Raw genomic sequence first — 25,107 nt, 5'->3', positions numbered from 1 at the left:
GCCAGGGCTCGGGCCGCAACAGGGCCCCCGCCGCCGCTCCCGTACGCTCAAAGGCGTGGCACGCGTCGAGATCCTCCAGCTGCTGGTGTCCCCGGTGCACCGGCTCGCCGGCCGGCCGGGCGACGGGGTGCCCGACCTGCCGCCCGCCGACCTGGTGTCGCGGGCCGAGGTCCGTGCCGGGCTCGGCATCGTCGGCGACCGGTACTTCAACAAGGCCGCCCACCGCAACGCGTCCATCACCCTCATGGCGGCCGAACGGCTGCCGTACGAGGCGGACCTGCTGCGCACCCGGCGCAACCTCCTGCTGCGCGGGGTGGACATCGACGCCTACATCGGCGCGACGGTGTACCTCGACTGCGGCACCGGGCCCGTGGAGCTGGAGGTGCGCAGCGCGGCCCGGCCCTGCGCCTGGATGGACAGCACGCTCGGCCCCGGCGCCCAGCGGGCGCTGCGTGGCGGCGGGGGAGTCCGCTGCCGCCCGCTGACGGACGGCGTCCTCACGGTGGGTCCGGCCGAGTTCGGGGTACGGGAAACGGGCCCCGGCGCCTGAGACGTGCGTCGGCGTGACCGGTCAGGGAGCCGTGGCGTCGGCGGGCAGGGCCGCGGCGACCAGGTGGTCGACGACGTCGGTGAGGACGGTACGGCGGCCGTAGGCGGCGCGCTGACGGTCGGCGCCGCAGCCTTCGGCACGCAGGCGCTCCCAGCCCGCACGGACGACGTCCGTGTCACCGTGGCGCCGAAGGGCCGGGCCCAGCCAGGCGAGGAGCCGGCCGACCTGGGCACAGGCGGGTTCGAGACGGCCCGTGGCCAGGTCGATGGCCTCGCCGGTCAGGCCGTCCCGCGCCGCCCGCCAGCAGGCCGCGCGCAGCATCTCCGCTTCCGGCCGGTACGGCGGTTCGCCCGCGTCGATGGCCTGCTGCGCGGCGGCCACCATGGCTCTGGCGATCGCGGCGAGCAGGACGGTGTCGTCGGCGGCCGTGCTCGCGTCGGCGATCCGGAACTCCAGCGTGGGCACATGGTGGGACGGCCGGATGTCCCAGTACAGGCCGCCGCGGTCCAGCACGCTGCCGCTGGTGACGAGCCGGCCCACGAGATCCTCGAAGTGGGACTCGGACTCGAAGTAGGGCGGCGGGCCGGCGACCGGCCACCGCCCCCAGGTCGTCGTGCGCCAGCTGGCGTACCCGGTGTCCCGCCCCTCCCAGTAGGGAGAGTTGGCCGTCAGGGCGATGAGGGCGGGGATCCAGGGACGCACATGGTTGCTGACCCGTAACGCCGTGGCCAGGTCGGGCACGCCGACGTGGACGTGGCAGGCGCAGACGATCTGATCGTCGTCCAGGGCGCCGAAGAGGGCGGTGCTCCGGGCGTAGCGGGGGCCCTCGGTGAAGGACACCGTGGCCGGCCGGCCGAGAACGGGTGTTCCGCCGGAGATGATGCGCAGGCCCTGCCGGGCGGCGGCACGTGCGACCGCGACCCGGGTGGAGCGGATCTCCTCGGCCAGCGCGGCGATGTCCACCTGGGGGTGGGTCTGGATCTCCACCTGGTAGGACGTCAGCTCCGGGGTGACCCGGTCACCGAGTTCCGCCGCCGCGTCGAGGACCACCTTTCCCGCCTCGGCGCTCACCTCACGGGACACCGGGTCGACCAGGAGGTACTCCTCCTCCACTCCCACCGTCAACGGGGTTCCGCCCGCTGCGGCGCTGCTGCTTGCCGCCTGGTCCACGCCCGTCGATGCCGACGGGCCGCCCGGCCCACGTCCTCGCCCTCGCGCTCCCATGGTGACGATGCTGTCACAGGCGGTAAGTGGCGGGCAGAACGCAAAAACGACATCGGCCGAGCGGTGGCCGGAATGGCGCGGACGGGTACACGGGGACGCCGCGGCAGGGCGGCCGACGAGGCGGCCGCCCCCCACCAGGCGCCGGCCATGTCATCCGTTCGGGGCACCCGCGGGCGCACCTGCGTGCCTGCGCGTGCGGGGGCGGCGCGGCGCGTGGACGCTGGATCCCGCGAGGTCCGGCACGGATGGCGAGGGACGATGATCGTAACGGTGGTGTCGATGCCGGAGGTGGCCGTCACCCGTACGGATGTGGCGGAGGCACGCGACCGGCTGGCCACCGACGATTTCGTGCTGGTCGACGTCGAGCTGCCGATGGAGGGGCAGGAGGAAGCGGAGTCGATCGCCGAACGGCTGGGCCTGAACACCGAGGGCCTGGACTGGTTCGGCAGGGACGACGAGCCCCCGCGGGCCGAGTTCCGGGGCGACAGGGCCGGTTTCGTCGTGCCGGTGGTCCACGAGGAGCGGATCGCCCACATCCATGTGGTGGTGACCGAGCGCTTCCTGGCCGCCGTGCACCGCGGCCAGGCCAACCTGGCGAAGGCCCTCACCGACGCACTGCGGCACGAGCGGCCGTCCGACGCCGTGGCCGTACTCTTCCTCCTGCTCGGCGAGTCCCTGGGCAGCTTTCGGCGGGCCGCCGTGCAGGCCCTGCTGGAGGCCGAGGAACTCGAGGACGCCATGTTCGAGGAGCGCCACCCCGAGCAGGTCTACCGCCTGGCGCAGCTACGCCGCCGTTCCGCCTTCCTGCACCACTTCCTGCGGCCCTTCCTCGAGGTGACCGACGAGGTCCTCACCCGGCGGATGATGAACCGCAACTTTCCGGAGGAGCGGCAGCGGCTCGCCCAGCAGTTCCAGACCAGCGGACGACTGGTGCTCGCGGACATCGAATCCCTCCAGGAGGCCACCCGCCGGGCGTTCGCCAGCTACTCCTCGCTGATCGCCGGCGAACAGAACGGCGTCATCAACCGGCTGGCCATCGTGTCGGTGGTCTTTCTGCCGTTGTCCTTCCTCACCGGGTTCTTCGGTATGAACTTCACCTTCCTGACGGACAAGCTGGAGAGCAGGGACGAGTTCTGGCTGCTCGCCGTGGGCTTGCAGGCACTTGTCCTGTTCGTGTCCCTCTATGTGCTGCACCGCACCCGGATCTGGCGGAGGCTGAGGGAGGACGACTAGATCCGTGGGGGTTTGGATGCGCAGGGTGACCTGTTCGATGGGTGTCTCGCTCGACGGCTACATCAGCGGACCGGACGGCCGCTTCGACTGGACGGAGCCCGACGACGAGCTGTTCCGCTTCTTCACCGGTCAGCTCCGGGAGGTCGGCGTCCACCTTCTGGGACGACGGCTGTACGAGACGATGCTGTCCTGGGAGACCGCCGACCAGGATCCGTCGCTCGACGACTCACGGCTCGAGTGGGCCGCACTGTGGAAGCCGCTGCCGAAGGTGGTGTTCTCCACCACGCTGTCGGCGGTGCAGGGCAACGCCCGCCTGGCGTCCGGGGGTCTGGCCGAGGAGATCGAGCGGTTGCGAGCCGAGCCGGGGGAGGGCGACATCGCGATCGGCGGCGCGACTCTCGCCGCGGAGGCGGCCGGGTCGGGTCTGATCGACGAGTACCGGCTCAGGATCCACCCGGTGCTGGTCGGCGGCGGCACTCCGTTCTTTCCCCGGCGTGAGCGCCGGGCGGACCTCGAACTCATGGAGACCCGCACCTTCGGCTCGGGAGTCGTCTACGCCCGCTATCGCGTGATCCGGTCTCCGGGGAACACCTGATAACACCTGATCCCCTGTTCGATCAGGGCGGCGGCACCGCGCGCAGCGCCCGCAGCACCGCCCACACCACCGAGACCAGCGGCACCGCCACCACCGCGCCGATCACCCCGCCCACGATGCTGCCCGCGATCACAGAGACGGCGACGACCAGCGGATGCAGTCGCACCGCCCAGCTCATCACCAGCGGGTGCAGCACATGTCCCTCCAGCTGGCCGATCACCACGATCAGCACCAGGACGCCGAGGGCGGTGAGCGGGCCGCGTCCGGCGAGCGCCACGATCGTGGCCACCCCGAGCGCCACCGGCGAGCCCACCAGCGGCACGAACGTGGCGAAGAACTCCAGCAGCGTCAGCGGCAGGGCGAGCGGCACGCGGAGCACCAGCAGGACGACACCGACCAGGATCGCGTTGGTAGCGGCGATGATGATGATTCCGCGCGTGTATCCGGCGAAGGTCTGCCAGGCCGCCCGGCCGCCCCGGTCCCAGGCCGGACGCGCACCCGGGGGCAGCAACTGGTCGCGCGCCCAGCTCCACAGGTGTTCTCCCGAGTGGATGAAGAACACCGAGGCGAACAGTGCCAGTGCGCCGCCCGTGATCAGTTCCACGAGCTGGCCGAGGCCGCTGACCGCGCTGCTCAGCAGACGCGACCGGTGCGCGGTGACGTAGTTCGTCACCTGGTGTTCCAGATCGGTGAGCCGGCGGGGGCTGAGCCGGAACGGCGGCCGTTGCAGCCACTCCTCGATCCGCTGCACGCCGCCGCGGAACTCGCCCACCAGCCGGGGCGACTCCACGGCCACCGCGTTGCCCACCAGCGCGAGCAGGCCCAGCAGGATCAGCAGGCTTCCCACCAGTGCCACGGCGACGGACAGTGGCCGGGGCAGCACCCGGGCGAGCAGATCGGTCAGCGGGCGCAGCACCGAGGTCACGACCAGCGCCAGGAACAGGGCGACGGCGATGAGCTGGAAGCTGCCGAGGACGCTGAAGACGCCGTAGACGACCGCGCCGACGAGGATGAGCCGCCAGGAGTAGGCCGCCGCGATCCGCAGCCACGGCACCGTCCGCTCGGCCACCGGCGCGCTCGGCTCGGGACGCGGGGAGACCGCGAGCCGTACGGAGTACGCGGGCCGGCTGCCCAGCACCGCGCGCGGAACGCCACCCGGATCGGCCGTCCGCCGACGCCGCCCATCGCCCACCGCGCCTCCCGCCTCCGTGTCGTCACCGACGGTCACGTCTAGAGAACCGTAAGCGCACGCCTGCGGCGGCGCCCGCCGCAACGCGCCCGCGTCGGACCCCTCGGAGGCCGAGGGCACAGGGGTGGGCACAGGACCTTCACACCGGGCGGGGGTGGTGGAGGGCGGATGGGGCACTCGCGTTGTGTCGCCCCCGGAGGGAGCACCTCCCGTGATCATTGTCGCGTTTCTGCTGCTGCCCGTCCTCAGCCTGCTGCTGTTCGGGCTGGACCTGGTCGAGGACCGATGGGTCGCCCGGCCCCCGGCCTCCCGCCCGACCCGCTCGCAGGCTTCCCACCATGCCAGGCCCCGGCGCCGACGCCGCTTCGGCATCGGCCGTCACTGACCGTCGCGGTCACTGGATGCCGTCGGCACACCGCCGGTAGCGCGCGACGGCCTTGGCGAGTTCGATGCGCTCGGGTTCGGGCAGCGGGCCGCCCTGGACGTAGTCGAGGATGTGTTCGGCGACCGTACGCAGCTTGGTGTTGGTGCGCTGGGAGACGTCCCGCAGCGCCCGCCAGGCCTCCTCCGGCGCGATCCGGCCGAGCACCACCACGGCCCCGATCGCCTGGTCGATGACCGCGTGCGAGGTCACCGCCTGCTGCAACTGCTCGTTCTCCGCCAGCAGCCGGTCGTACTCGGCTGCCAGATCGGTCGCCGACAGCAGGTCCAGCGGCCGGTGCCGGGAGAGGGTGAAGAAGGCCATGGAGCACCTTTTCGGGATGGGGGGCGTCACGGCTACGCCTGCCCCCGATGTGCGCGTGCACACGCATGGAAGCAGCAGCTCAGCCCCGCTCCCGGTGCGGCGGTCCGTGCCGCCGCCGCCCACGGCTCAGGCGGTCTCCTCGCTGTCCTCGGTCGCCCGGCCCACCGGCAGCAGCGCGCGGATGTCCGAGGGCAGCGTGCCCGCCATCCGCTCGGTCAGTTCCGGCGCCAGGGCGGCGTCCAGCACCTCCATGACGGCGGCGGCGTCCCGCAGCGCGGTGTCCTCGTCGGTGCCCGCCCGCACCGCTATCCGGCCGGCGAAGGCGGTCAGCCCGAACCGCTCGGCCGCGGTGCCCGAGTCGGCCCCGGCGGCAGCGTCCACCGCCTCGCGCATCGCCGCCGCCATGTCGGGCGGCAGCTGGGCCGCCACATGCCGGGCGAGACCGGACGGCAGCCGCTCCGACAGGGTGGCCACGACCGCGTGCGCGGCCCGCTCGGCCGAGCCCCGGTCGGGCAGCTGGGCGAGCGCCTGGACCTTTCCGATCATCTCGTCGTGCCGCATGGACCCGGCCCCCTTCGTCGTGAGGTCCCCGATGAGGTCGCGCCGGCATGCGGCCCCCCGAGCCGGCCGGCCGGCCCACACCGAGTACCCCTGCCGTGCTCGTGTTCTCAGTGCTCCGCGCTCTGCTGCGTCCACGTCCACGCGTACTGGAGCCAGTCCGCCACGGTGACCGCGCCGAGACCGCTGCTGACCAGCCGGGTGAACCGGGGTGCCGCGGTGTAGCAGCAGACCAGCGCGCCGGCCGCCCACGCGGAGGTGCAGAACGGGCAGGTCAGCAGGGAGCCGACGGCCCGCCGCAGCCCGCTGCCGCGCGGCTCGTCCATGACCTCGTTCGCCTCGCCGTCACCGGCCCGGCGCGTGAACGGCGCCCGCAGAAAACTCGTGACCCGGTCGCGGGACAGCAGCCGGGACGCCTTGTACGTCGCCACGCCGAGCAGGACCACGTCCCACGGCGGGACCTGCTGCGGCAGCCGCACGCCCCGGCGCCGGGCGAGCAGCGCGAAGGTGCCGGTGCCCGCGGTGAACACGGTGGCGAGGACGGCGTAGCCGGCGAGCGGGACCTCGCCCCGCTCGTCGTAGTGTGCGGCGTCCGGCGTCATGGAACCTCCTGCGGTGTCCGGCCACCCGGGCCCCTGGGCAGGGGCCGGGGGTGCGGTGGCCCGCTCCGGGTTCCCCGGCGCCCGGGGGTGACACGCGTGTGCCGGTCCGCCGCGCCCGCCGGGTACGACGTGGGCGAAGCCACATATGACCTGGTTCGCACCCCCTCCCGGTGACGGCCCGCGCCGGGCTACCGTGGCGTCGAGCCCCTCTTCCCCTCGCCCCTCGGACGGCCCGGCTGTGCTCACTGACCTGTCCCCCCTCATCTCCGCGACGACGCGCTGGCTGACCCTCGCCTACCCGCCGAGCGGCGGCGCGCTGGCCTCGGCCCTGTGCGAGGCGCAGGCCCGGCAGGCCGTCACGGTCGCCGCATGGCTCCGCTATCCCACCGAGATCGACGCGGGCCTGGTCACCCTGGCCGGACCCGGGGGCGCCGTCCGCCTGGACTGGATCACCGGCGCGGAAGCCGCCGTCGACGAGGCGGCCGAGGAGTGGGCCTGGCGCACCTGGGTGGACGAGGTCGTGGTCAGCTGGGCGGCGGGGCTGCTCACCGATCCGGAACTGGCCGCGCTGGCCGTCGCCGCCCTCGCCGAGGGCGAGCACACCGCCGCGGCACCGGTCGAGTTCCGCCGCCTGCTCGACCCCGACGACGGCGACCGGCGCGCCGCCGCCCTGCTCCGCCACCCTGACCTGCTCGCCCCCGTGGCCGAACTCCACCACGCCCAGCTCCTCGCCCGCCTCAGGCCCGACCGCACCCTGGCGGCCTAGCACGTCACCCGCCACCCGGCCTCCGGTCGGGGCCTCTGCCCGCCCGCCCGGCGGCCCGCCTAGCCCGCCACCCGTCACCCGGCCTCCGGTCGATGGCCTCTGCCCGCCCGCCCGGCGGCCCGCCTAGCCCGCCACCCGTCACCCGGCCTCCGGTCGATGACCTCTGCCCGCCCGCCCGGCGGCCCGCCTAGCCCGCCACCCGTCACCCGGCCTCCGGTCGAGGACCCCTGCCCGCCCGCCCAGCGGCGCCCGGGCCTGCGGTGTCGTACCACCCCAGCTGGGTACTGCGGAGCTGAGCGCGAAGGCCGCCCCCGCCGGACGGCGGCAGGAGGCGGCGACGAGTGCGCAACCGGATGACGCGACGGCCGGCGGCGGCGCGTATGCCGCCGGTGCCGGGGCACGGGGGTGGGCGGCCCGGGACCGGATCCGGGCCGCGGCGCAGGCCGCCGTATACGCCCGGGCGGAGACGGCCGGCGACACGCCGCCTGCGCCCGCCGAACGGTAGGGCCCGGCCATGACCTTCAAGAATCCCGTGCACCGCGGCGGCGACCGCCGCGGCCGGTTCGAACAGTTCGCCGAATACGCCTCCAACTTCACCAGCTCCCCGGTCTTCTTCCTCTTCTGCCTGCTGCTCGTCGGCTTCTTCGCCGCGGCCCACGTCGCCCATCTGCGCCTGGAACTGCTGCTGCTCGCCGGGGAGTCCATGACGGCGGTCACCCTGCTCCTGCTGGCGCTGCTGAAGAACGCCGAGATGCGGGCCGAACACGCCATCCAGCGCAAGCTCGACGCGATCGCCGGCGCCCTGCTGGAGATGCGCGAGGACGAACACAGCCAGGCCTTCGAGGACCTGCGCAACGCGATCCGGATGGAGGAAGAGACCTGACGGGCGGGGACGAAACGCCGCGGCGGTCCTTCCCGGAGCCCGCCGCGGGGACGACGATGCCGTGTCATGAACATTCTGCTCGTGGCCAGCGCGTTCAACAGCCTCTCCCAGCGCCTGTACGCCGAACTGTCCGACGAGGGACACCATGTCGACGTCGTCCTCGCCACCCACGGCCCCGACCCGGTGCGGGCCGCCGTACGCGAACTGCGGCCGGAGCTGGTCGTCGCGCCCATGCTCAAGACGGCGCTGCCCGAGGACGTGTGGCGGGAGCACACCTGCCTGATCGTGCATCCCGGCCCGCCCGGCGACCGCGGCCCGTCCTCGCTGGACTGGGCCATCGCGGGGCGGGCAGCGGAGTGGGGCGTGACCGTCCTCCAGGCCGAGGCGGCGATGGACGCGGGCCCCGTCTGGGCGGCGGAGCCCTTCCCCGTGCCGTCCGTCGGCAAGAGCGACCTGTACCGCAACGAGGCCTCCGACGCCGCCGTGACCGCCGTCCACACGGCCGTACGGCGCTTCGCGGAAGGCTCCTACAAGCCCCGCCCGCAGACGGACGAGTCGATCGACGTCGTCTGGCGGGACCTCTTCCGGCAGGAGCGGCGGCGCATCGACTGGGAGCACGACGACACCGGGACCGTCCTGGCCAAGCTCCGCGGCGCCGACTCGCAGCCCGGCGTCCTGGACGAATTCCTCGGCCGGGAGGTGTTCCTGCACGGCGGCCACCCCGAGGACCGGCTGCGCGGCCGCCCCGGCGAGCTGCTGGCCCAGCGGGCGGGCGCGGTCTGCCGCGCCACCCGGGACGGCGCCGTGTGGATCCCGGAACTGCGGCCCCGCAGGAACTCCGGCGACCCCGCGCCCTTCCGCCGGCCCGCCGCCAGCGTCCTGGCCGCCCTCGAACCCGGCCTCAGCCTCCCGGAGGACACCGTCCCGCTGGAACTGCCCGCGGACCGGCGCACCTTCAGCGACATCCGCTACCGGCAGCGCGGTGACGTGGGCGTGCTGACCTTCTCCTTTCCCGGCGGCGCCATGAGCACCGACCAGTGCCGCCGGCTGCTCGCCGCCTACCGGCACGCGCTCACCCGCCCCACCCGGGTGCTGGTGCTGGGCGCGGCCCGCGACTTCTTCTCCAACGGCATCCATCTCAACGTCATCGAGGCGGCCCCCGACCCCGCCCGGGAGTCCTGGACCAACCTGTGCGCCATGGACGACCTGGTCGAAGCGGTGCTGCGCACCACCGACCGGCTCGTGGTGGCCGCGCTCGGCGGCAACGCCGCCGCCGGCGGCGCCATGCTCGCCCTCGCCGCCGACGAGGTGTGGTGCCGTACGGGCGTCGTCCTCAACCCGCACTACCGGCGCATGGGCCTGTACGGCTCCGAGTTCTGGACCTACACCCTGCCGCGCCGCGCCGGCGCCGCGTGCGCCGAGCGGCTGACCGGCGACGCCCTGCCGGTCAGCGCCGCGTCCGCCGCGCGGCTCGGGCTCGTGGACCGGATCGTCCCGGCCGCCCCCCAGGACTTCGCCGCCGCTGCCGAACAGCTCGCGGCGGACCTCGCCGCCGACCCCGGCCTCGACCGCAGGATCGCCGCCAAGGCGGCCGCGCGCGCCGCGGACGAGCGGGAACGGCCCCTCGCCGAGTACCGGCAGCCCGAACTGGACCGCATGCACGCCATCTTCTTCGACCCCGCGGCGTCCTACCACGCCCTGCGCTCGGCCTTCGTCCGCAAGACCCCGGCCGGCTCGCCGCGCCCGCTCGACCCGCCGGCCGGGACCCTCCGGTGACGGCGGAACTGCTGGTGGCGGGCGTCGGCAACATCTTCCTCGCGGACGACGCCTTCGGCCCCGAGGTGATCCGCGCCCTCGACCACCGCCCGCTGCCGCCCGGCGTCCAGGTGCGCGACTTCGGCATCCGCGGCCTGGACCTCGCCTACGCCCTGTTGGCCGGCTGCGCCACCGCCGTCCTGGTCGACACCGCCCGGCGCGGCCACCGCCCCGGCACCCTCACCCTCCTGGAGGCCGAGCCGCCCGACGGCACCGTCGTGCCCGAGGCCCACGGCATGGACCCGGCCAAGGTGCTGGCCCTGGCCGCGCACCTGGGCGAGGAACCGCTGCCCCGGGTCCTCGTCCTGGCCTGCGAACCCGCGGTGCTGCCGGCCGGGGACGAGGACATCCTGCCGGGCCTGAGCGAACCGGTCCGCGAGGCCGTCGACCGGGCCGTGGACGCGCTGCACACCCTCGTCCCGGCCCTGCTCGCCGACCCGGCCGCAGCACCGCCCCCGTTGGGCCGCCCGATGGAATCCCGCCCCCCGCACCCGGCTGCGCTGCCCGTCCCCGCGGCCGACGGCACCGAAGATCGGTGAGCACCCGGGCCGCGTCCGGCGGCCCGGACCCCGCCGCCGTGTCCGAGGAGCTGCGCCCATGTGCCGGTCCGACGTGGAACAGGCCGTCAAAGAAGCCGTCCTGGCGAAGAACGACGACCTGGCCGCCACCCTGCGCGGCGACCTCGCCCGGCAGGGCGTGGCCGTCGTCAACCTGCTGTCCAGCCCCGGCAGCGGCAAGACCGAGCTCCTCGGCCGGGTCCTGGCCCGCGCCGTGGAGCGCGGCCTGCCGGTCGCCGCGCTGACCGCCGACCTCGCGACCGAGAACGACGCCGTCCGGCTCGCCCGCTCCGGGGCACCCGTGCAGCAGCTGCTCACCGACGGGCTGTGCCATCTGGAGGCCCGCCAGGTCCGGGCCCGGCTGGACGGCTGGCTGCCGCCCGGCACCCGGGTGCTCTTCGTGGAGAACGTCGGCAACCTCGTCTGCCCGGCCGCCTACGACCTGGGCGAGACCCTGCGGATCGTGCTGATGGCGGTCACCGAGGGCGAGGACAAGCCGCTGAAGTACCCCACCGCCTTCGGCTCCGCCCATCTCGTCGTCGTCACCAAGACCGACCTCGCCGAGCCGGCCGGCTTCGACGAGGCCGCCTTCCGGACGAACGTGCACCGGGTCAACCCGGGCGTCGAGATCGTCCGCACCTGCGCCCGCAGCGGCTCCGGGGTCGGCACCCTGCTGGACCGGGCCCTCGCCGCCCGGGACGGCGCCCCGGCCCACCGTCCGCCGCTCGCCCCGCACCCGCACGGCCACCACCACAGCACACCCGCCACCGCCGTATGACGGCCCCCGCGACCGGCCTGGTCCGCCGCCGGCTCACCGTGCGCGGCACCGTGCAGGGCGTCGGCTTCCGGCCGTATGTGCACCGCCTGGCGGCAGAGCTCGGGCTGGCCGGATTCGTCGGCAACACCGGCGACGGCGTCATCCTCGAGGTAGAGGGACCGGCCGGCGAGGTCGACCGGTTCTGCACCGTCCTGGCCGAACAGCCGCCGCCGCTCGCCACCGTGACCGGCGTCGCCGGCGAGGAGCTGCCCGCCACCGGCGACACCGCCCCCTTCGCGATCCGCACCACCGAACGGGCCGGCGGCCGCACCCAGCTGCCGCCCGACACCGCGACCTGCGCCGACTGCCTGCGCGAACTCGCCGACCCGGGCGACCGCCGGCACCGGCACCCCTTCATCACCTGCACCCACTGCGGCCCCCGCTTCACCATCGCCACCGCGATGCCGTACGACCGCGCCGTCACCACCATGGCGGGCTTCCCCCTGTGCCCCGCCTGCGCCCGCGAGTACGGCGATCCCGCCGACCGGCGCTTCCACGCCCAGCCCGTCGCCTGCCCCGACTGCGGACCACGCCTCACCCTGGTTCCCGCCGACGGGCTCGGCATCCGCCCGGCCCGCGACGCGGAGGCCCTGACCTCGGCGCGGGCACTGCTCGCCGCCGGGCGGATCGTGGCCGTCAAGGGCGTCGGCGGCTACCACCTGGCCTGCGACGCCACCGACGCCCGCGCCGTCGCCACCCTGCGCGCCCGCAAGGAACGCGGCGGCAAGGCCTTCGCCGTGATGTGCGCCGACCTCGCCACCGTCGAGCGGATCGCGCTCCTCACCGACGCCGAACGCGCCGAACTGACCGGCCCCCGGCGCCCCATCGTGCTGCTGCGCGGACACACCCCGGCGGACGGCCTCCGGCTCGCCGGCCAGGTGTGCCCCGGCAGCCCGCACATCGGTGTGATGCTGCCCTACACCCCCGTGCACACCCTGCTGTTCGGGCTGCCCGGCGATCCGCCCGGCCCCCGGGTGCTGGTGATGACGAGCGGCAACCGCTCCGGCGAACCCATCGTCACCGACGACACCGAGGCCCTGACCCGGCTCGCCGGCCTGGCCGACGCCTGGCTCAGCCACGACCGGCCGATCGCCTCGCCCTGCGACGACTCCCTGCTACGGGTCCGCCCCGACGGCACCGCACAGGTCCTGCGGCGCTCCCGCGGTTATGTCCCCCGCCCGGTGCGGCTGCCGGTCCCGGTCCCGCCGGTGCTCGCCGTCGGCGGCGACCTGAAGAACGCGCTGTGCCTGGGCGAGGGCGAACACGCCTGGTTCGGGCCGCACATCGGCGACATGGGCGACCTGGCGACGCTGGCGGCGGCCGAGCGCGCCGAGCGGCACCTGACCGGCCTCACCGGAGTCGCCCCCCGGCTGCTCGCCGCCGACCGCCACCCCGGATACCACTCCACCGCGTGGGCCCGGCGGCGCGCCGGGCGGCTGCCGCTGCGGCTGGTCCAGCACCACCACGCCCATGTCGCCTCCGCCATGGCCGAGCACGGCCTGGACGGCACCAGCCCGGTGATCGGCGTCGCCTTCGACGGCACCGGCTACGGCGACGACGGCACGGTGTGGGGCGGCGAGGTCCTGCTCGCCGACTACACCGGCTACCGGCGCTTCGCCCGGCTCGCCCCCGCCCCGCTGCCCGGCGGTGACGCCGGTGTGGCCAACCCCTGCCGGCTGGCCCTGGCCCGGCTGTGGGCGGCCGGACTGCCCTGGGAGCCGTGGCTGCCCAGCGTCCGGGCCTGCACGGACACCGAGACGGCCGTCCTGAGACGGCAGCTGGAGCGGCAGCTGGCCTGTGTGCCGACCTCCAGCATGGGCCGCCTCTTCGACGCGGTGGCCTCCCTGGTGGGTGTCTGCCACCGCGCGGGCTACGAGGCGCAGGCCGCGCTGGAACTGGAGGCGGCCGCGACCGAGGCGCGGGACGCGGAGGCGGTGGCCTACCCCTTCGGCTTCACCGGCGGCGGGGAGCTGGTGTACAGCCCCGCGCCGATGCTGGAGGCCCTCCTCGCCGACCAGCGGCGCGGCACCCCCGCCCCCGTCCTCGCGGCCCGCTTCCACCGGGGCGTGGCCGGGGCCGTCGCCGAGATCTGCCGCCGCGCCCGCGCCGCCACCGGGCTCACCACGGTGGCCCTCACCGGCGGGGTCTTCGCCAACGCCCTGCTGGAGGAGGAGTGCGCCGCCCTGCTGGCCGCCGACGGCCTGACGGTCCTGCTCCACCGCGACGTCCCCCCGAACGACGGCGGGCTGGCGCTCGGCCAGCTCATCGTCGCGGGGACGGCAACCCACCACGAGACGGAGTGACCCATGTGTCTGGCAGTGCCCGGCAAGGTCGTGTCCATCGACCACCGCGCCGACCCCCTCACCGGCCTGATCGACTTCGGCGGCGTACGAAAACAGGCCTGCCTGGAGTACCTGCCCGACATCCGGGTGGGGGAGTACGTCATCGTCCACGTCGGCTTCGCGTTGCAGCGCCTGGACGAGGAATCGGCCCGAGCGTCCCTGGAGCTGTTCGAGCAACTGGGCCTGCTGGAAGAGGAGTTCGGTGACGCCTGGGAGCAGGCGGCGCGGCAGGAGAGCGGGAGTGAGGCCCCGTGAAGTACATCGACGAGTTCCAGGACCCCGCCCTCGCCCGGCGACTGCTGGACGAGATCCACGCCACGGCCACCCGGCCCTGGGCCCTGATGGAGGTCTGCGGCGGCCAGACGCACTCCATCATCCGGCACGGCATCGACCAACTCCTGCCGGAGAACGTCGAGTTGATCCACGGGCCTGGCTGCCCGGTGTGCGTCACCCCGCTGGAGGTCATCGACAAGGCCCTGGAGATCGCCGCCCGCCCCGAGGTGATCTTCTGCTCCTTCGGGGACATGCTGCGGGTGCCCGGCACCGACCGGGACCTGTACCGGGTCAAGGGCGAGGGCGGTGACGTCCGGGTGGTGTACTCGCCGCTGGACGCCCTCGATCTGGCCCGCAGGAACCCCGACCGGCAGGTGGTGTTCTTCGCCATCGGCTTCGAGACCACCGCGCCCGCCAACGCCATGGCCGTCCACCAGGCCCGCCGCCTCGGCCTCGGCAACTTCAGCCTGCTGGTCTCCCATGTCCGGGTCCCCCCGGCGATCGACGCGATCATGACGGCGCCCGAGTGCCGGGTGCAGGGATTCCTCGCCGCCGGACACGTGTGCAGCGTGATGGGCACCGCCGAGTACCCGGACCTGGCCGAGCGGCACCGCGTCCCCGTCGTGGTGACCGGCTTCGAGCCGCTGGACATCCTCGAGGGCATCCGCCGCGCGGTCCACCAGCTGGAGCGCGGCGAGCACCGGGTGGAGAACGCCTACCCCCGGGCCGTACGCGACCAGGGCAACCCGGCGGCCCTGCGCATGCTCCAGGAGGTCTTCGAGGTCACCGACCGCAACTGGCGCGGCATCGGCCCCATCCCGGCCAGCGGCTGGCGGCTGTCCGAGGCCTACCGGGCCTACGACGCCGAGCACCGCTTCGACGTCAGCGGCATCCGCACCGAGGAACCCGCCGTGTGCCGGGCCGGCGAGGTCCTCCAGGGGCTGATCAAGCCGACCGCGTGCGAGGCCTTCGGCACGGCCTGCACCCCGCGCACCCCGCTCGGCGCCACCATGGTCTCCAGCGAGGGCGCCTGCGCCGCCTACTACCTGTACCGCCGGATGAACGCCCCGGCCCCTCAGGGATCCCGCATCCCGCAGGAGGAGATGAACACCGTTGGCTGACCTCGCCACCGAAGCGGCCGTCGACCCCGCGAACTGGACCTGCCCCGCCCCGCTGCGCGACCAGCCGGTCGTCGTCATGGGCCACGGCGGAGGCGGCGCCCTCTCCGCCGAACTGGTCGAGCACGTCTTCGCCCCCGCCTACGGCAACCCCACCCTGGCCGCCCTCACCGACTCCGCCGTGCTCGACCTCGGCGGCGCCCGGCTGGCCTTCTCCACCGACTCCTATGTCGTACGGCCGCTGTTCTTCCCCGGCGGCAGCCTCGGCGACCTCGCCGTCAACGGCACCGTCAACGACCTGGCCATGAGCGGAGCCAGGCCCGCCTATCTCTCCACGGCCTTCGTCCTGGAGGAGGGGGTGGAACTCGCCGTCGTCGAGCGGATCGCGCGGGCGATCGGCACGGCGGCCGAGGCCGCGGGCGTCACCGTGGCCACCGGCGACACCAAGGTCGTCGAGTCCGGGCACGGCGACGGCGTCTATGTCACCACCGCCGGCGTCGGCCTCGTACCGGACGGCGTCGACATCCGCCCGCAGCGGGCCCGCCCCGGGGACGTCGTCATCGTCAGCGGCCCGATCGGACTGCACGGTGTGGCGATCATGAGCGTGCGGGAAGGGCTGGAGTTCGGCGTCGAGATCGCCTCCGACACCGCGCCGCTGGCCGGGCTGGTGGCCGCCATGCTCGCGGTCACCCCCGACATCCATGTGCTGCGCGACCCGACCCGGGGCGGGCTCGGCGCCTCCCTCAACGAGATCGCCCGCGCCTCCGGCACCGGCGTCCGGCTCCACGAGCGGGCCGTCCCGGTGCCGGACGAGGTCGTGAACGCCTGCGGCTTCCTCGGCCTGGACCCGCTGTACGTCGCCAACGAGGGCCGGCTGGTCGCCTTCGTGCCCCCGGAGCACGCCGAGGCCGTCCTCGCCGCGATGCACGCCCATCCCCACGGCACCGGAGCGGCCGTCATCGGGGAGTGCGTCGCGGACCACCCGGGCATGGTCGTCGTCGCCACCGGCCTCGGCGGCACCCGGGTGGTGGACCTGCCGCTGGGGGAGCAGCTGCCGCGCATCTGCTGACCGGAGCCCGGCCCCGCCGTCAGCGCGGGGCCGGGGCCGGCGCCACCTCGGTGATCTCCAGCTCCCGCCCGCGGCGCAGCTCCTGCGAGGGCCGGTCGCAGCGCGGGCACCAGAAGAACGGCGGCATGCCCACCGGGAACTCCTCGGTGCACCCGCCGCACCAGGCCAGCGCGGTCACCTGTTCCACGACGAGGCGGGCACCGGCGAGCGCCGTCCCGTCCCGGGCCACCTCGAACGCGAAGTGCAGCGCGTCCGGCACGACCCCGGCCAGCTCGCCGACCCGCACGGTCACCGAGGACACCCGGTCCGACCCGTCCGCACGGGCGATCTCCTCGGCCCGCTCCACGATCGCGGTCGCGATCGACAGTTCGTGCACGGCCGGCTCAGGGATAGCGGCGGGCGGCCCGCAGCCCACCGGTCATCCGGTAGATACGCAACTCACGCACGATCCCCGGGAGTTCCTTGACGAACACGGCCGCGAACAGGGCGCCGACGACCGCCGCCTGCGCGCCCAGCAGCTGACGCCCGGACATCCCGGCCCGCCTGGTCCTTCTTCTCATGCCAACCTCCTGGAGGGTCACGTCCTGCCGGTCCCGCCGGGTCATCCCGGCGAGATGTTCGGCATGTCCTTCACCAGCGCGTCATGCCGCTTCCAGTGCACACCGGTGGAGCGGCGCGCGTCGGACGTGCCGTCCGCGTGGTGTCCGGTCTGGTGCTGGTAGGGGCCCTTGTTCCCCTGGTGCAGTCCGCGCACATGGGTGGGGGTGTCGGGCTTCGCCTGGGGTCGGCCCACTCGGATGCTGCCCATACCGGTTCTCCTTCCGGTCCGGTCCTCAGGACCGCTCGGTCAGTTCCCTGAAGAACTGTTCTACGGCCGGCCACACCCGGCCGCCACCGGACAGGCCCCGCCACTCCCGGCGGACCAGGGCGATCATCCGGTAGCAGTCGTCGACCGGCACGATCCAGTGTGCGTCGGCGCCGCGCACGGTGTTCACCAGCAGCGCCTCCACATCGGGTGCCATCCCGGCCAGCTGCGGGACCTCGGCGGCGAGCCGCCGCCAGGCCGCCGCGTCCACCTCCCAGCGCATGGCCCCGGCCGGGCTCGGCCCCTGCGCGGTCACCGTGCCGTCCGAGCCCGGCACGAAGAACACCAGGCCCACCGGGACGCCGAGCACCGCCGTGTCGACGGGCGGCAGCCGCAGCCGCCGCCGGGGCACCAGCCGGTACCGGCCCTCGCCCGCCGCGCCGTCGGCGAACAGCACCGAGCAGGGGCGGCACACACATCGCAGCTCGGCGGCACCGGTGTCGTACAGATGCGGGTGTTCCCCGGCCATCCGCGCGGCGCACAGCTCACACACCTCCGCGGCGGCCTCCGCCGCCCGGTCGGCGGCGGAGCGGATGACCCGGGCGAGCGCCCCGTCCACGCTCACCGCGCCTCCCGGACCAGCAGGGAGTCCAGCGGCACGAACGCGGGACCGGCCGGGCGGGCGGCGCCGGACACCGTCTCCACCTCGGTCAGCTCCGGGGCGACGGCCAGCACCGCGTCCCGGACCGCCGCGGCCACGTCCGAGGAGCCGCCGCCGCTGCCGCAGCCGGAACCGCAACCGCCGCCGCTGCTCAGCCGTACCCGCGCCACCTGTCCTTCGACGCCCGCCCACTCCAGATCGCCGCCGCGCTCGCGCACCGCGGGCCGCAGCTTCTCGACCGCGCGGGCGGCCCGGCGCTCCGGCGGCTCGGGGTGGATGTCGTGCAGGACCAGCAGATGCCCGAGCAACTCGTCATCGGCGAGCCGCTCCGTCAGCGGCCCGTCCGCGTGGTCCAGCACCCGGGCGAGCGCCTCGCCGTAGACCTCGGTCAGCAGCCGTACCGCCTCCAGGGCGGGCCCGGGCGCCGCCTCCAGCCCGGCGAGCACCTCGTCCAGCCGGGCGAGCCGTGCCTCCACGGCCGGGTCCGGCAACCGCACGGCCGGGTCAGCCATGGTTCGCTCCATATGTCGGCGAGTGGACCGTGGTCAGCGTCTTGCCCTTGCCCATGTACATGTGGACCCCGCACGGCAGACAGGGGTCGAAGCTGCGCACGGTGCGCATGATGTCGACGCCCTTGAAGTCGTCGGGACCGTTCTCCTCGAAGATCGGCTGCCCCTGGACGGCGTCCTCGTACGGGCCGGGGGTGCCGTGGATGTCACGGGGGCTGGCGTTCCACGGGGTGGGCGGGTACGGGTGGTAGTTGGCGATCTTCTTGTCCCTGATCACCAGATGGTGGGAGAGGACACCGCGGACCGCCTCGTGGAAGCCGCAGCCGATCGACTCGTCCGGCACCTCGAAGTTCTCGTACACCTTCGTGTCGCCGCTCTTCAGCATGCCCATCGCCTCCTCCAGGAACTGCAAGGCCATGGCGGCGGCGTAGGCGATGAAGTACGGCCGGGCGCGGTCCCGTTCGAGGGTGTTGCTCCACTTCGGGATGCGCCACTCCAGGGTGGTCTCCGGCAGCCGCTCGCCCTTGGGCAGGGTGATCCGGACGGCGCCGCCGGTCGCCTTGACGTACGGCGTGTCGACCAGGCCGCTCAGCGCCGTCGACCAGAGCCGGGCGAGCGGGCCGCCGCCGGTGTCCAGGGCGAGGTGCTCGCCGGTCTGCGGGTGGTACCAGCGCGGGCTCATCACCCAGCTGTAGTTGCCCTCGAACTCCCGCTTCTGCGGCACCGGGACCGTGGTCTGGTTCCAGGGGTGGCGCATGTCGACGGGGTTGCCGAGCGGGTCGTGGGTGACGAACGGCTCCTCGTTCACCCAGTCTTCGTAGAAGGAGCTGCCCAGCATGATGCGCAGGCCGAGGTTGATGTCGATCAGGTTGTTGGTGACCAGCTTGCCGTCGACGATGATGCCCGGGGTGACATACATCGCCCGGCCCCACTCGTTCATCGTCGCGTAGCGGTAGTCCACCACGTCCGGGTTCTGGAAGGCGCCCCAGCAGCCGAGCAGAATGCGGCGTCTGCCGACCTCCTCGTAGCCCGGCAGGGCCTCGTAGAAGAAGTCGAAGACGTCGTCGTTCATCGCCACCGCCTTCTTGATGAAGTCGATGACGCGCATGAGCCGGCTGAGGTAGTCGGTGAAGGTGCTCGGCTGCGGCATCGTGCCGACGCCGCCCGGGTACAGCGTCGAGGGGTGCACATGCCGCCCCTCCATCAGGCAGAACATCTCCCGGGTGATCCGGCTGACCTTCAGCGCCTCCTTGTAGACCTCGCCCTCGAAGGGGTTGAAGGCCTTCATGATGTCGGCGATGGTGCGGTAGCCGTGGATGTCCCCGCGCGGTGCGTCGGTGCGTTCGGCGCGGGCCAGCACACCGGGGTTGGTGGCCTTGACCATCGCTTCGCAGAAGTCCACGAACACCAGGTTGTCCTGGAAGATCGTGTGGTCGAAGATGTACTCCGCCGCCTCGCCGAGGTTGGTGATGTGCTCGGCCAGCTTGGGCGGCTTGACCCCGTAGGCCATCTGCTGCGCGTAGTTGGAGCAGGTGGTGTGGTTGTCACCGCAGATGCCGCAGATCCGCGAGGTGATGAACCCGGCGTCCCGCGGGTCCTTGCCCCTCATGAACACCGAGTAGCCGCGGAACAGCGACGAGGTGCTGTGGCACTCCACGACCTCCCGGTTGGCGAAGTCGATCTTCGTGTAGATGCCCAGGTTGCCGATGATCCGGGTGATCGGATCCCAGGACATGTCGACGATCTGGGCGGGCTTGCGTCCCGTGGCCCGGGACTCGGTGGTGGTCATCTGCGGTGCTGCCCCTCGCTGTTCGGGTCGGGCGGGTGGAGGTGGGGTCCGGGGGGACGGTCAGGCGCGCCAGTGGGGGTCGTAACCACTGGTCAGCTTGCGCTTGTTGTGGCGCCACCTGGGCTCGTGGTTCACCAGGTCGTTGGTCAGGCCGCGCAGCCGCCGGATGACCGCCCCGTACGGCCGGATCACCGCCGACGACAGGGTGCCGCCCGGCGGTTCGTCCATGAACGGCATGAAGGCGTCCGGGAAGCTGGGCATCGTGCAGCCGATGCAGATGCCGCCGACATTGGGGCAGCCGCCGATCCCGGCCATCCAGCCCCGCTTGGGGACGTTGCAGTTGACGACCGGGCCCCAGCAGCCCACCCGCACCTGGCACTTGGGGGAGTTGTAGTCCTTCCCGAAGTCGCCCTGCTCGTAGTAGGCGGCCCGGTCGCAGCCCTCGTGCACGGTCTTCCCGAACAGCCACTGGGGGCGCAGCATGTGGTCCAGCGGTGGCGGGGGAGCGGTGCCGGCCGCGTGCTGGAGCACCCAGACCAGGGTCTCCATGAAGTTCTCCGGCTGGATCGGGCAGCCCGGCACGTTGACGATCGGCAGCCCGGACCGCGCCGTGAAGTCCCAGCCCAGGTAGTCCGCGAGGCCCATGCAGCCGGTCGGGTTGCCGGCCATGGCGTGGATGCCGCCGAACGTGGCACAGGTCCCGGCGGCCACCACCGCCCAGGCCTTGGGCGCGAGGTCGTCGATCCACTGGTTCAGGGTCTGCGGCTGACCGGTGTCGGGGTCGTTGCCGAACGACGTCCAGTAGCCGTCCCCCTCGATGATCCGCTGGTTCGGGATCGAACCCTCGATTACCAGGATGAACGGCGCAAGCTCGCCGCGCGCCGCCGCCCGGTACGGGGCGAGGAAGTCCTCGCCGCCCAGGCTCGGCGACAGCACCTTGTTGACCAGGTTCACCTTCGGCAGACCCGGGATGAGACCCAGCACCACGTCCTCGATGGACGGCTGGCCCGCCGCGGTCAGCGACACGGTGTCGCCGTCGCAGCTCATGCCCTCCGAGATCCAGAGGATGGTGATCTCCTCGAAGCCGTCGTGCGCTTCGGCCCGGCCGGACTCGCCGGGGGCTTCGGTGGTACCGCTCCGTGTGCTCATGTCTGCGGCCTCCGTCGCAGTCGGTCGTGGGCCGGGCCGGGGGACACCGGCGGGCCCGTGGGGACGAGGGGTTCGACCTCGTCGGGCCGGAAGTAGTGGAACCGGCCGTACCAGTCGTGCAGTTCGGCGGCCGGATCGTCGTCGACCGTGACGGCGAACCTGACCCCGCCGTCGACGTCGTGGAAGACGGCGGCGACCCGGGCGGTGCGCCCGTCCAGGAACATGTCCTGCGCGTCGGCGCCGCGCAGCCGGGGACGCAGCCGCACCGGGCTGCCCGCGCCCACGGCGACCCCGGCCACGAGGACGGTGTCGGTCGTCGGGGACAGCCCGTCGTCACCGCCCTCCTGCCACCAGGCGGGCCGCTGCGGGCGGGCCGGCGCCCCGGCCGGGGCCAGGGAGCGGATGGCGCCGTGCAGGCGGGCGAACACCTCGTCCGGCATGGTGTCGACCCGGTCGAGAATCTGCGCGGCCCGTGGATCGGTGGCCCGGGCCTCCGCCTTCTCCTCGTCGGTCAGCAGCATCGTGCGCAGCGTGAGAATCTCGTCGATCTCCGCCGCGTCGTGCAGGTCGCCGGGGCTCTCCGGTGCCACCTGGGGGTGGTCCGGCAGGATGATGGGCGCGGACAGCATGACGGGTGCGGTCGCCCCGTCTGCGCCGGCGTGGGCGCCGGGTGCGCCGCCCAGCACCGGGAAAGTGAACGCGTTACGGCAGCCCCGTGCCGCCTCGCGCAGCGCGGCCGGCGGATCGATCAGGGAGACGAACTCCACGCCGTCGCCGCCGAGCAGGGTGTGCGTGGCGATCAGCGCCCGCTCCAGCACCGCGCCCCGCGGCGCGTGCGGATCCGGGGCGGCGCCGGTGTTCTCGATCCGCACCCGCAGCCGGTACAGCTCCGGCCGGTCGAGTGGTTCGGCGGCGGGCGGTTGGGAGGAGAGCGGTTCGGCGGAGAGCGGTTCGGCGGCGACCGTCAGGGCCGCCCGTACCTCCTGCCGCCGCCGGACCGTGCGGCCCGCCCCGGCCGGCAGCGGCTCGCAGTCCGCCCCGGCGGGCGCGTTCACACAGACGGTGTGCGCCCCGCGCAGCAGGTCCGCCGGAGCCAGCGTGACCTCGGCCTCCCGCTCCACGGCCTCCTCGAAGGACAGATGACGGGTGCCGTCCTCCGCCCGCAACGACTCGACCGGCCGGTGTCCGCCCGCGCCGTCGGCCGCCTCCACCTGCTTGTGCTGGAGCTGGAGATAGCGCACCCGCACCCGCACGACCGCGTCCGGGCGCCGTACCCGCAGCAGGCACTCGGTCTGCTGGTACCAGGAGTCCGCGGAGCCGGAGATGCCGGGCGCGACCGGCCCGTCCCGCTCCACCCAGTCCCGGGGCAGCAGCACCCCGAACTGCCAGCGGACCCGGTTCTTCGCGGAGGAACGGCGATAGGGATACAGCAGGTACCCCTCGTACAGCACGGCGTCGGCGACCGCGCTCATCGACTCCATCCCGCCTCCTCGACTCCGGTGCACCGGCGGATGCCTCCCACCACGGTCACACCCCGCAGGCGACCGCGCCCCTCGGACGCGCGGTCGTTGGGCCGGTCAGGGGACACCGGTCAACACGTCGAAACTTTCGACGTCAGGAGCCGGTGAAAGTCGATCAGCGAGCCGCGCGCTCCGAACGCTTTCGACGCATCACCGCTGCTGTTCACAGGTACGAACGTTTCGAAATATCAACCGAAACTGTTGACAGTGGTTCGGCCCGCTCAGACACTCATCGGCGTCAGCGGGCGATGAGGAAGGAAGCGTCGTGGAACGGTTCGTGCTCTTCATCCGAGGCGCGTGCGCCATGGTGCTGGTCGCCGTCGGAGCGTTGCTGCTGCCCGGCACCGCGCAGGCCGACACGGTCATCACCACCAACCAGACCGGCACCAACAACGGCTACTACTACTCGTTCTGGACCGACGGAGGCGGATCCGTCTCGATGGGTCTCGGCTCCGGAGGCAGCTACAGCACCTCGTGGAGCAACAGCGGCAACTTCGTCGCGGGCAAGGGCTGGAGCACCGGCGGCCGCCGCACCGTCAACTACAACGGCAGCTTCAACCCGTCCGGCAACGGCTACCTCTCCCTGTACGGCTGGACGACCAACCCGCTGGTGGAGTACTACGTCGTCGACAACTGGGGCACCTACCGGCCCACCGGCACCTACAAGGGCACCGTCACCAGCGACGGCGGCACGTACGACATCTACGAGACGACCCGGGTCAACGCCCCGTCGATCGAGGGCATCCGGACGTTCAACCAGTACTGGAGCGTGCGGCAGACCAAGCGGACCGGCGGAACCATCACCACCGGCAACCACTTCGACGCCTGGGCCCGGCACGGCATGAACCTCGGCACCTTCAACTACATGATCCTGGCGACCGAGGGCTACCACAGCAGCGGCAACTCCAGCATCACGGTGAACTGAGGGGAGGTGGCACCCATGCGCAGCTCACCCGGCCGGGCCGTCCGGCCCCTCGTGGCGACGCTCGCCGTGGCCGCACTGGGCATCACCGGCAGCCTCACGCTCGGCGCCACACCGTCCCGTGCCGCAGGCTGCTCCGGGTATGTCGGGCTCACCTTCGACGACGGGCCGTCCGACGCCCATACCCCGGCCCTGCTCGCCGCGCTCCGGCAGAACGGACTGCGGGCCACCGTGTTCAACGAGGGCCAGTACGCGGCCGCCTATCCGGCACAGGTCCGGGCCGAGGCCGCGGCGGGCATGTGGATCGGCAACCACAGCTACACCCACCCGCATCTGACCCAGCTAAGCCAGGCGCAGACCGACTCCGAGATCGCCCGCACCCAGCAGGCGATCGCGGCGGCCGGCGGCGGCACACCGGTGCTGTTCCGGCCGCCCTACGGCGAGACGAACGCCACCGTGCACGGGGTCGCGGCCAAGTACGGCCTCACCCAGGTCATCTGGGACGTCGACTCGCAGGACTGGAACGGCGCGAGCACCGACGCCATCGTGCAGGCGGCCGGCCGGCTGACCAACGGTCAGGTCATCCTCATGCACGAGTGGCCCGCGAACACGCTCGCCGCGGTGCCGCGCATCGCCCAGGTGCTGGCGGCCCGCGGGCTGTGCGCCGGCCGGATCTCCCCGCAGACCGGCCGGGCCGTGGCGCCCTGACAGCGGGCGGCCGCCGGGCCATGCGCCCGCCGGCCGCCCCCCTTCGCGTCCCACGCAGCCCACGGCCGCCTTCCGAGTTGCGTGTCATCCAGCCAGGTCGGCCGCTCGCGCTTGCCGCGGCTCAGTGGAGCAGCAGATAGCGGGTGACCAGGGAGCGGGCCCGGTCGGGGGCGATGCCGAGGGCCCTGCCCAGCGACTCCCACTGCCCCGCGCTGTCCTCCTCGATCATGCAGGCCGCCTCCCGGCCGACCCGGGCGGTCAGCCGGTCCAGCGCCGCCACGGCCCGCAGCGCGGCGGCCGGTGCGTCGTCGGCGAGCGCCAGCAGCCTTTCCTCCAGGACACCCAGCAGCTCGGTCAGTTCCTCCGGCAACGGTACCGTGCGCCGCTCCACCGCCCCGATGTGTTCCCGCCAGTCCCGGTGCGGACCGGAGAGGTCCAGGTCGTCCAGGCCGTCCTCGTCCAGCTCCGCCCACGGCACCGGCACGCTCGGGCCGCGCCAGCCGCAACTGCACGCGGCCCGGATCGCGGCCGCCCGTGGCTTGCCCAGCCGGCCGCTGTATGCCCACCACTCGCTGGTCCGGTACATCTCGGCGCCGCTGCCGACGTCGAAGTACGCGGGCTTCGGCTCGCTGCCGTCGGCCAGCACGGCTCCGACGATGCCCTCGTGGGACTCCCCGAACTCCTCCGTCGTCCACGCCACGGGCGTCT

The 25,107-nt window shown here is 73.4% G+C and carries 29 protein-coding genes; 15 read left to right on the top strand and 14 right to left on the bottom strand.

Features of this window, described 5'->3' with window-relative positions; genetic code table 11:
* The first annotated feature begins 55 nt into the window (after positions 1–55).
* Complete coding sequence (locus ACFVIU_RS05995) at positions 56–550, top strand: molybdenum cofactor biosysynthesis protein (RefSeq protein WP_385840909.1); 495 nt, start codon at positions 56–58, stop codon at positions 548–550.
* 21 nt (positions 551–571) lie between these two features.
* Here the strand turns inward: ACFVIU_RS05995 and ACFVIU_RS05990 are convergent, their stop codons facing one another.
* Entirely contained in the window at positions 572–1,669 is a 1,098-nt protein-coding gene (locus ACFVIU_RS05990) for a glutamate--cysteine ligase (RefSeq protein ID WP_385841339.1), read from the bottom strand.
* A 363-nt stretch (positions 1,670–2,032) separates the two neighbouring features.
* Between ACFVIU_RS05990 and ACFVIU_RS05985 the strand changes: the two genes are divergently transcribed.
* Together ACFVIU_RS05985 and ACFVIU_RS05980 are read left to right on the top strand one after the other, a co-directional pair.
* The gene (locus ACFVIU_RS05985) at positions 2,033–3,007 is read left to right on the top strand and encodes a CorA family divalent cation transporter (protein WP_385840908.1); all 975 of its coding nucleotides are present in this window, start codon (positions 2,033–2,035) and stop codon (positions 3,005–3,007) included.
* A 16-nt stretch (positions 3,008–3,023) separates the two neighbouring features.
* Complete coding sequence (locus tag ACFVIU_RS05980) at positions 3,024–3,602, top strand: dihydrofolate reductase family protein (RefSeq protein ID WP_385840907.1); 579 nt, start codon at positions 3,024–3,026, stop codon at positions 3,600–3,602.
* Between the two features lie 22 nt (positions 3,603–3,624).
* Here ACFVIU_RS05980 and ACFVIU_RS05975 read toward each other — a convergent pair whose 3' ends face one another.
* Complete coding sequence (locus ACFVIU_RS05975) at positions 3,625–4,830, bottom strand: AI-2E family transporter (protein WP_385840906.1); 1,206 nt, start codon at positions 4,828–4,830, stop codon at positions 3,625–3,627.
* A gap of 172 nt (positions 4,831–5,002) precedes the next feature.
* Here ACFVIU_RS05975 and ACFVIU_RS05970 point away from each other — a divergent pair, with 172 nt between their 5' ends.
* A complete protein-coding gene (locus ACFVIU_RS05970; RefSeq protein WP_385840905.1) occupies positions 5,003–5,176 on the top strand; it encodes a hypothetical protein in 174 nt (57 codons plus the stop codon).
* 9 nt (positions 5,177–5,185) lie between these two features.
* Here ACFVIU_RS05970 and ACFVIU_RS05965 read toward each other — a convergent pair whose 3' ends face one another.
* The 3 genes from ACFVIU_RS05965 to ACFVIU_RS05955 all read right to left on the bottom strand — a co-directional run bounded on the left by ACFVIU_RS05965 (position 5,186) and on the right by ACFVIU_RS05955 (position 6,696).
* The gene (locus ACFVIU_RS05965) at positions 5,186–5,536 is read right to left on the bottom strand and encodes an ANTAR domain-containing protein (protein ID WP_385840904.1); all 351 of its coding nucleotides are present in this window, start codon (positions 5,534–5,536) and stop codon (positions 5,186–5,188) included.
* Positions 5,537–5,662: 126 nt separating this feature from the next.
* Positions 5,663–6,097, bottom strand: coding sequence for a DUF2267 domain-containing protein (locus ACFVIU_RS05960; RefSeq protein ID WP_385840903.1), 435 nt, complete (start codon positions 6,095–6,097; stop codon positions 5,663–5,665).
* A 107-nt stretch (positions 6,098–6,204) separates the two neighbouring features.
* Positions 6,205–6,696 carry a DUF1360 domain-containing protein gene (locus tag ACFVIU_RS05955; protein ID WP_385840902.1) on the bottom strand — a complete coding sequence of 164 codons (492 nt, stop codon included), beginning with the start codon at positions 6,694–6,696 and terminating at the stop codon, positions 6,205–6,207.
* Between the two features lie 238 nt (positions 6,697–6,934).
* On the opposite strand from ACFVIU_RS05955, the gene ACFVIU_RS05950 reads away from it, so the two are divergent.
* From ACFVIU_RS05950 to hypE, 9 genes are all read left to right on the top strand, one after another.
* Positions 6,935–7,462: a hypothetical protein gene (locus tag ACFVIU_RS05950; protein ID WP_385840901.1), complete on the top strand. Its 528-nt coding sequence runs from the start codon at positions 6,935–6,937 to the stop codon at positions 7,460–7,462.
* A 514-nt stretch (positions 7,463–7,976) separates the two neighbouring features.
* On the top strand, positions 7,977–8,345 hold the full coding sequence (locus tag ACFVIU_RS05945) for a hypothetical protein (protein ID WP_385840899.1): 369 nt from the start codon (positions 7,977–7,979) through the stop codon (positions 8,343–8,345).
* A gap of 66 nt (positions 8,346–8,411) precedes the next feature.
* Positions 8,412–10,121, top strand: a complete 1,710-nt coding sequence (locus ACFVIU_RS05940; RefSeq protein ID WP_385840898.1) for a hydrogenase maturation protein — start codon at positions 8,412–8,414, stop codon at positions 10,119–10,121.
* Positions 10,118–10,699: a hydrogenase maturation protease gene (locus ACFVIU_RS05935; protein WP_385840897.1), complete on the top strand. Its 582-nt coding sequence runs from the start codon at positions 10,118–10,120 to the stop codon at positions 10,697–10,699. The genes ACFVIU_RS05940 and ACFVIU_RS05935 overlap by 4 nt, the downstream gene beginning before the upstream one ends.
* 58 nt (positions 10,700–10,757) lie before the next feature.
* A complete protein-coding gene (gene hypB / locus ACFVIU_RS05930) occupies positions 10,758–11,495 on the top strand; it encodes a hydrogenase nickel incorporation protein HypB (RefSeq protein ID WP_385840896.1) in 738 nt (245 codons plus the stop codon).
* Positions 11,492–13,837: a carbamoyltransferase HypF gene (gene hypF, locus ACFVIU_RS05925; RefSeq protein ID WP_385840895.1), complete on the top strand. Its 2,346-nt coding sequence runs from the start codon at positions 11,492–11,494 to the stop codon at positions 13,835–13,837. The genes hypB and hypF overlap by 4 nt, the downstream gene beginning before the upstream one ends.
* 3 nt (positions 13,838–13,840) lie before the next feature.
* Positions 13,841–14,131, top strand: coding sequence for a HypC/HybG/HupF family hydrogenase formation chaperone (locus ACFVIU_RS05920; protein WP_385840894.1), 291 nt, complete (start codon positions 13,841–13,843; stop codon positions 14,129–14,131).
* Positions 14,128–15,270: a hydrogenase formation protein HypD gene (gene hypD, locus ACFVIU_RS05915; protein WP_385840893.1), complete on the top strand. Its 1,143-nt coding sequence runs from the start codon at positions 14,128–14,130 to the stop codon at positions 15,268–15,270. Before ACFVIU_RS05920 ends, hypD begins: the two co-directional genes overlap by 4 nt.
* The gene (gene hypE, locus ACFVIU_RS05910; RefSeq protein WP_385840892.1) at positions 15,263–16,336 is read left to right on the top strand and encodes a hydrogenase expression/formation protein HypE; all 1,074 of its coding nucleotides are present in this window, start codon (positions 15,263–15,265) and stop codon (positions 16,334–16,336) included. The genes hypD and hypE overlap by 8 nt, the downstream gene beginning before the upstream one ends.
* Before the next feature lie 19 nt (positions 16,337–16,355).
* Here hypE and hypA read toward each other — a convergent pair whose 3' ends face one another.
* The 8 genes from hypA to ACFVIU_RS05870 are packed head-to-tail and all read right to left on the bottom strand — an operon-like array spanning position 16,356 to position 22,730.
* Complete coding sequence (hypA, locus tag ACFVIU_RS05905; RefSeq protein WP_385840890.1) at positions 16,356–16,712, bottom strand: hydrogenase maturation nickel metallochaperone HypA; 357 nt, start codon at positions 16,710–16,712, stop codon at positions 16,356–16,358.
* A 7-nt stretch (positions 16,713–16,719) separates the two neighbouring features.
* Positions 16,720–16,896 (bottom strand): hypothetical protein, encoded by a 177-nt coding sequence (locus ACFVIU_RS05900; protein WP_385840889.1) that lies wholly within the window; start codon positions 16,894–16,896, stop codon positions 16,720–16,722.
* Between the two features lie 41 nt (positions 16,897–16,937).
* Positions 16,938–17,144 carry a hypothetical protein gene (locus ACFVIU_RS05895; protein WP_385840888.1) on the bottom strand — a complete coding sequence of 69 codons (207 nt, stop codon included), beginning with the start codon at positions 17,142–17,144 and terminating at the stop codon, positions 16,938–16,940.
* 25 nt (positions 17,145–17,169) lie between these two features.
* The gene (locus tag ACFVIU_RS05890; RefSeq protein WP_385840887.1) at positions 17,170–17,766 is read right to left on the bottom strand and encodes a DUF5947 family protein; all 597 of its coding nucleotides are present in this window, start codon (positions 17,764–17,766) and stop codon (positions 17,170–17,172) included.
* Positions 17,763–18,314 carry a NifU family protein gene (locus ACFVIU_RS05885; RefSeq protein WP_385840886.1) on the bottom strand — a complete coding sequence of 184 codons (552 nt, stop codon included), beginning with the start codon at positions 18,312–18,314 and terminating at the stop codon, positions 17,763–17,765. The genes ACFVIU_RS05890 and ACFVIU_RS05885 overlap by 4 nt, the downstream gene beginning before the upstream one ends.
* Positions 18,307–20,100, bottom strand: a complete 1,794-nt coding sequence (locus ACFVIU_RS05880) for a nickel-dependent hydrogenase large subunit (protein ID WP_385840885.1) — start codon at positions 20,098–20,100, stop codon at positions 18,307–18,309. The genes ACFVIU_RS05885 and ACFVIU_RS05880 overlap by 8 nt, the downstream gene beginning before the upstream one ends.
* Positions 20,101–20,160: 60 nt before the next feature.
* The gene (locus ACFVIU_RS05875; RefSeq protein ID WP_385840884.1) at positions 20,161–21,249 is read right to left on the bottom strand and encodes a hydrogenase expression protein HypE; all 1,089 of its coding nucleotides are present in this window, start codon (positions 21,247–21,249) and stop codon (positions 20,161–20,163) included.
* Positions 21,246–22,730 (bottom strand): hypothetical protein, encoded by a 1,485-nt coding sequence (locus ACFVIU_RS05870; RefSeq protein ID WP_385840883.1) that lies wholly within the window; start codon positions 22,728–22,730, stop codon positions 21,246–21,248. The genes ACFVIU_RS05875 and ACFVIU_RS05870 overlap by 4 nt, the downstream gene beginning before the upstream one ends.
* A 304-nt stretch (positions 22,731–23,034) precedes the next feature.
* On the opposite strand from ACFVIU_RS05870, the gene ACFVIU_RS05865 reads away from it, so the two are divergent.
* Positions 23,035–23,694: a glycoside hydrolase family 11 protein gene (locus tag ACFVIU_RS05865; RefSeq protein WP_385840882.1), complete on the top strand. Its 660-nt coding sequence runs from the start codon at positions 23,035–23,037 to the stop codon at positions 23,692–23,694.
* Positions 23,695–23,709: 15 nt separating this feature from the next.
* Complete coding sequence (locus tag ACFVIU_RS05860; protein ID WP_385840880.1) at positions 23,710–24,399, top strand: polysaccharide deacetylase family protein; 690 nt, start codon at positions 23,710–23,712, stop codon at positions 24,397–24,399.
* Positions 24,400–24,520: 121 nt separating this feature from the next.
* Here the strand turns inward: ACFVIU_RS05860 and ACFVIU_RS05855 are convergent, their stop codons facing one another.
* Positions 24,521–25,099 carry a hypothetical protein gene (locus ACFVIU_RS05855; protein WP_385840879.1) on the bottom strand — a complete coding sequence of 193 codons (579 nt, stop codon included), beginning with the start codon at positions 25,097–25,099 and terminating at the stop codon, positions 24,521–24,523.
* Positions 25,100–25,107 lie beyond the last annotated feature (8 nt).

This window comes from Streptomyces sp. NPDC127190 (assembly GCF_042672505.1).
GTDB lineage: Bacteria > Actinomycetota > Actinomycetes > Streptomycetales > Streptomycetaceae > Streptomyces.
This window is presented reverse-complemented; position numbering and strand designations above follow the sequence as displayed.

Bases quoted from the DNA above. Each gene is read 5' to 3' on its own strand.
- ACFVIU_RS05985 (WP_385840908.1), top strand. From the start codon at position 2,033: ATGATCGTAACGGTGGTGTCGATGCCGGAGGTGGCCGTCACCCGTACG.
- ACFVIU_RS05980 (WP_385840907.1), top strand. From the start codon at position 3,024: ATGCGCAGGGTGACCTGTTCGATGGGTGTCTCGCTCGACGGCTACATC.
- ACFVIU_RS05965 (WP_385840904.1), bottom strand. From the start codon at position 5,536: ATGGCCTTCTTCACCCTCTCCCGGCACCGGCCGCTGGACCTGCTGTCG.
- ACFVIU_RS05960 (WP_385840903.1), bottom strand. From the start codon at position 6,097: ATGCGGCACGACGAGATGATCGGAAAGGTCCAGGCGCTCGCCCAGCTG.
- ACFVIU_RS05955 (WP_385840902.1), bottom strand. From the start codon at position 6,696: ATGACGCCGGACGCCGCACACTACGACGAGCGGGGCGAGGTCCCGCTC.
- ACFVIU_RS05945 (WP_385840899.1), top strand. From the start codon at position 7,977: ATGACCTTCAAGAATCCCGTGCACCGCGGCGGCGACCGCCGCGGCCGG.
- ACFVIU_RS05940 (WP_385840898.1), top strand. From the start codon at position 8,412: ATGAACATTCTGCTCGTGGCCAGCGCGTTCAACAGCCTCTCCCAGCGC.
- hypB (WP_385840896.1), top strand. From the start codon at position 10,758: ATGTGCCGGTCCGACGTGGAACAGGCCGTCAAAGAAGCCGTCCTGGCG.
- hypF (WP_385840895.1), top strand. From the start codon at position 11,492: ATGACGGCCCCCGCGACCGGCCTGGTCCGCCGCCGGCTCACCGTGCGC.
- ACFVIU_RS05920 (WP_385840894.1), top strand. From the start codon at position 13,841: ATGTGTCTGGCAGTGCCCGGCAAGGTCGTGTCCATCGACCACCGCGCC.
- ACFVIU_RS05900 (WP_385840889.1), bottom strand. From the start codon at position 16,896: ATGAGAAGAAGGACCAGGCGGGCCGGGATGTCCGGGCGTCAGCTGCTG.
- ACFVIU_RS05895 (WP_385840888.1), bottom strand. From the start codon at position 17,144: ATGGGCAGCATCCGAGTGGGCCGACCCCAGGCGAAGCCCGACACCCCC.
- ACFVIU_RS05885 (WP_385840886.1), bottom strand. From the start codon at position 18,314: ATGGCTGACCCGGCCGTGCGGTTGCCGGACCCGGCCGTGGAGGCACGG.
- ACFVIU_RS05880 (WP_385840885.1), bottom strand. From the start codon at position 20,100: ATGACCACCACCGAGTCCCGGGCCACGGGACGCAAGCCCGCCCAGATC.
- ACFVIU_RS05875 (WP_385840884.1), bottom strand. From the start codon at position 21,249: ATGAGCACACGGAGCGGTACCACCGAAGCCCCCGGCGAGTCCGGCCGG.
- ACFVIU_RS05870 (WP_385840883.1), bottom strand. From the start codon at position 22,730: ATGGAGTCGATGAGCGCGGTCGCCGACGCCGTGCTGTACGAGGGGTAC.
- ACFVIU_RS05860 (WP_385840880.1), top strand. From the start codon at position 23,710: ATGCGCAGCTCACCCGGCCGGGCCGTCCGGCCCCTCGTGGCGACGCTC.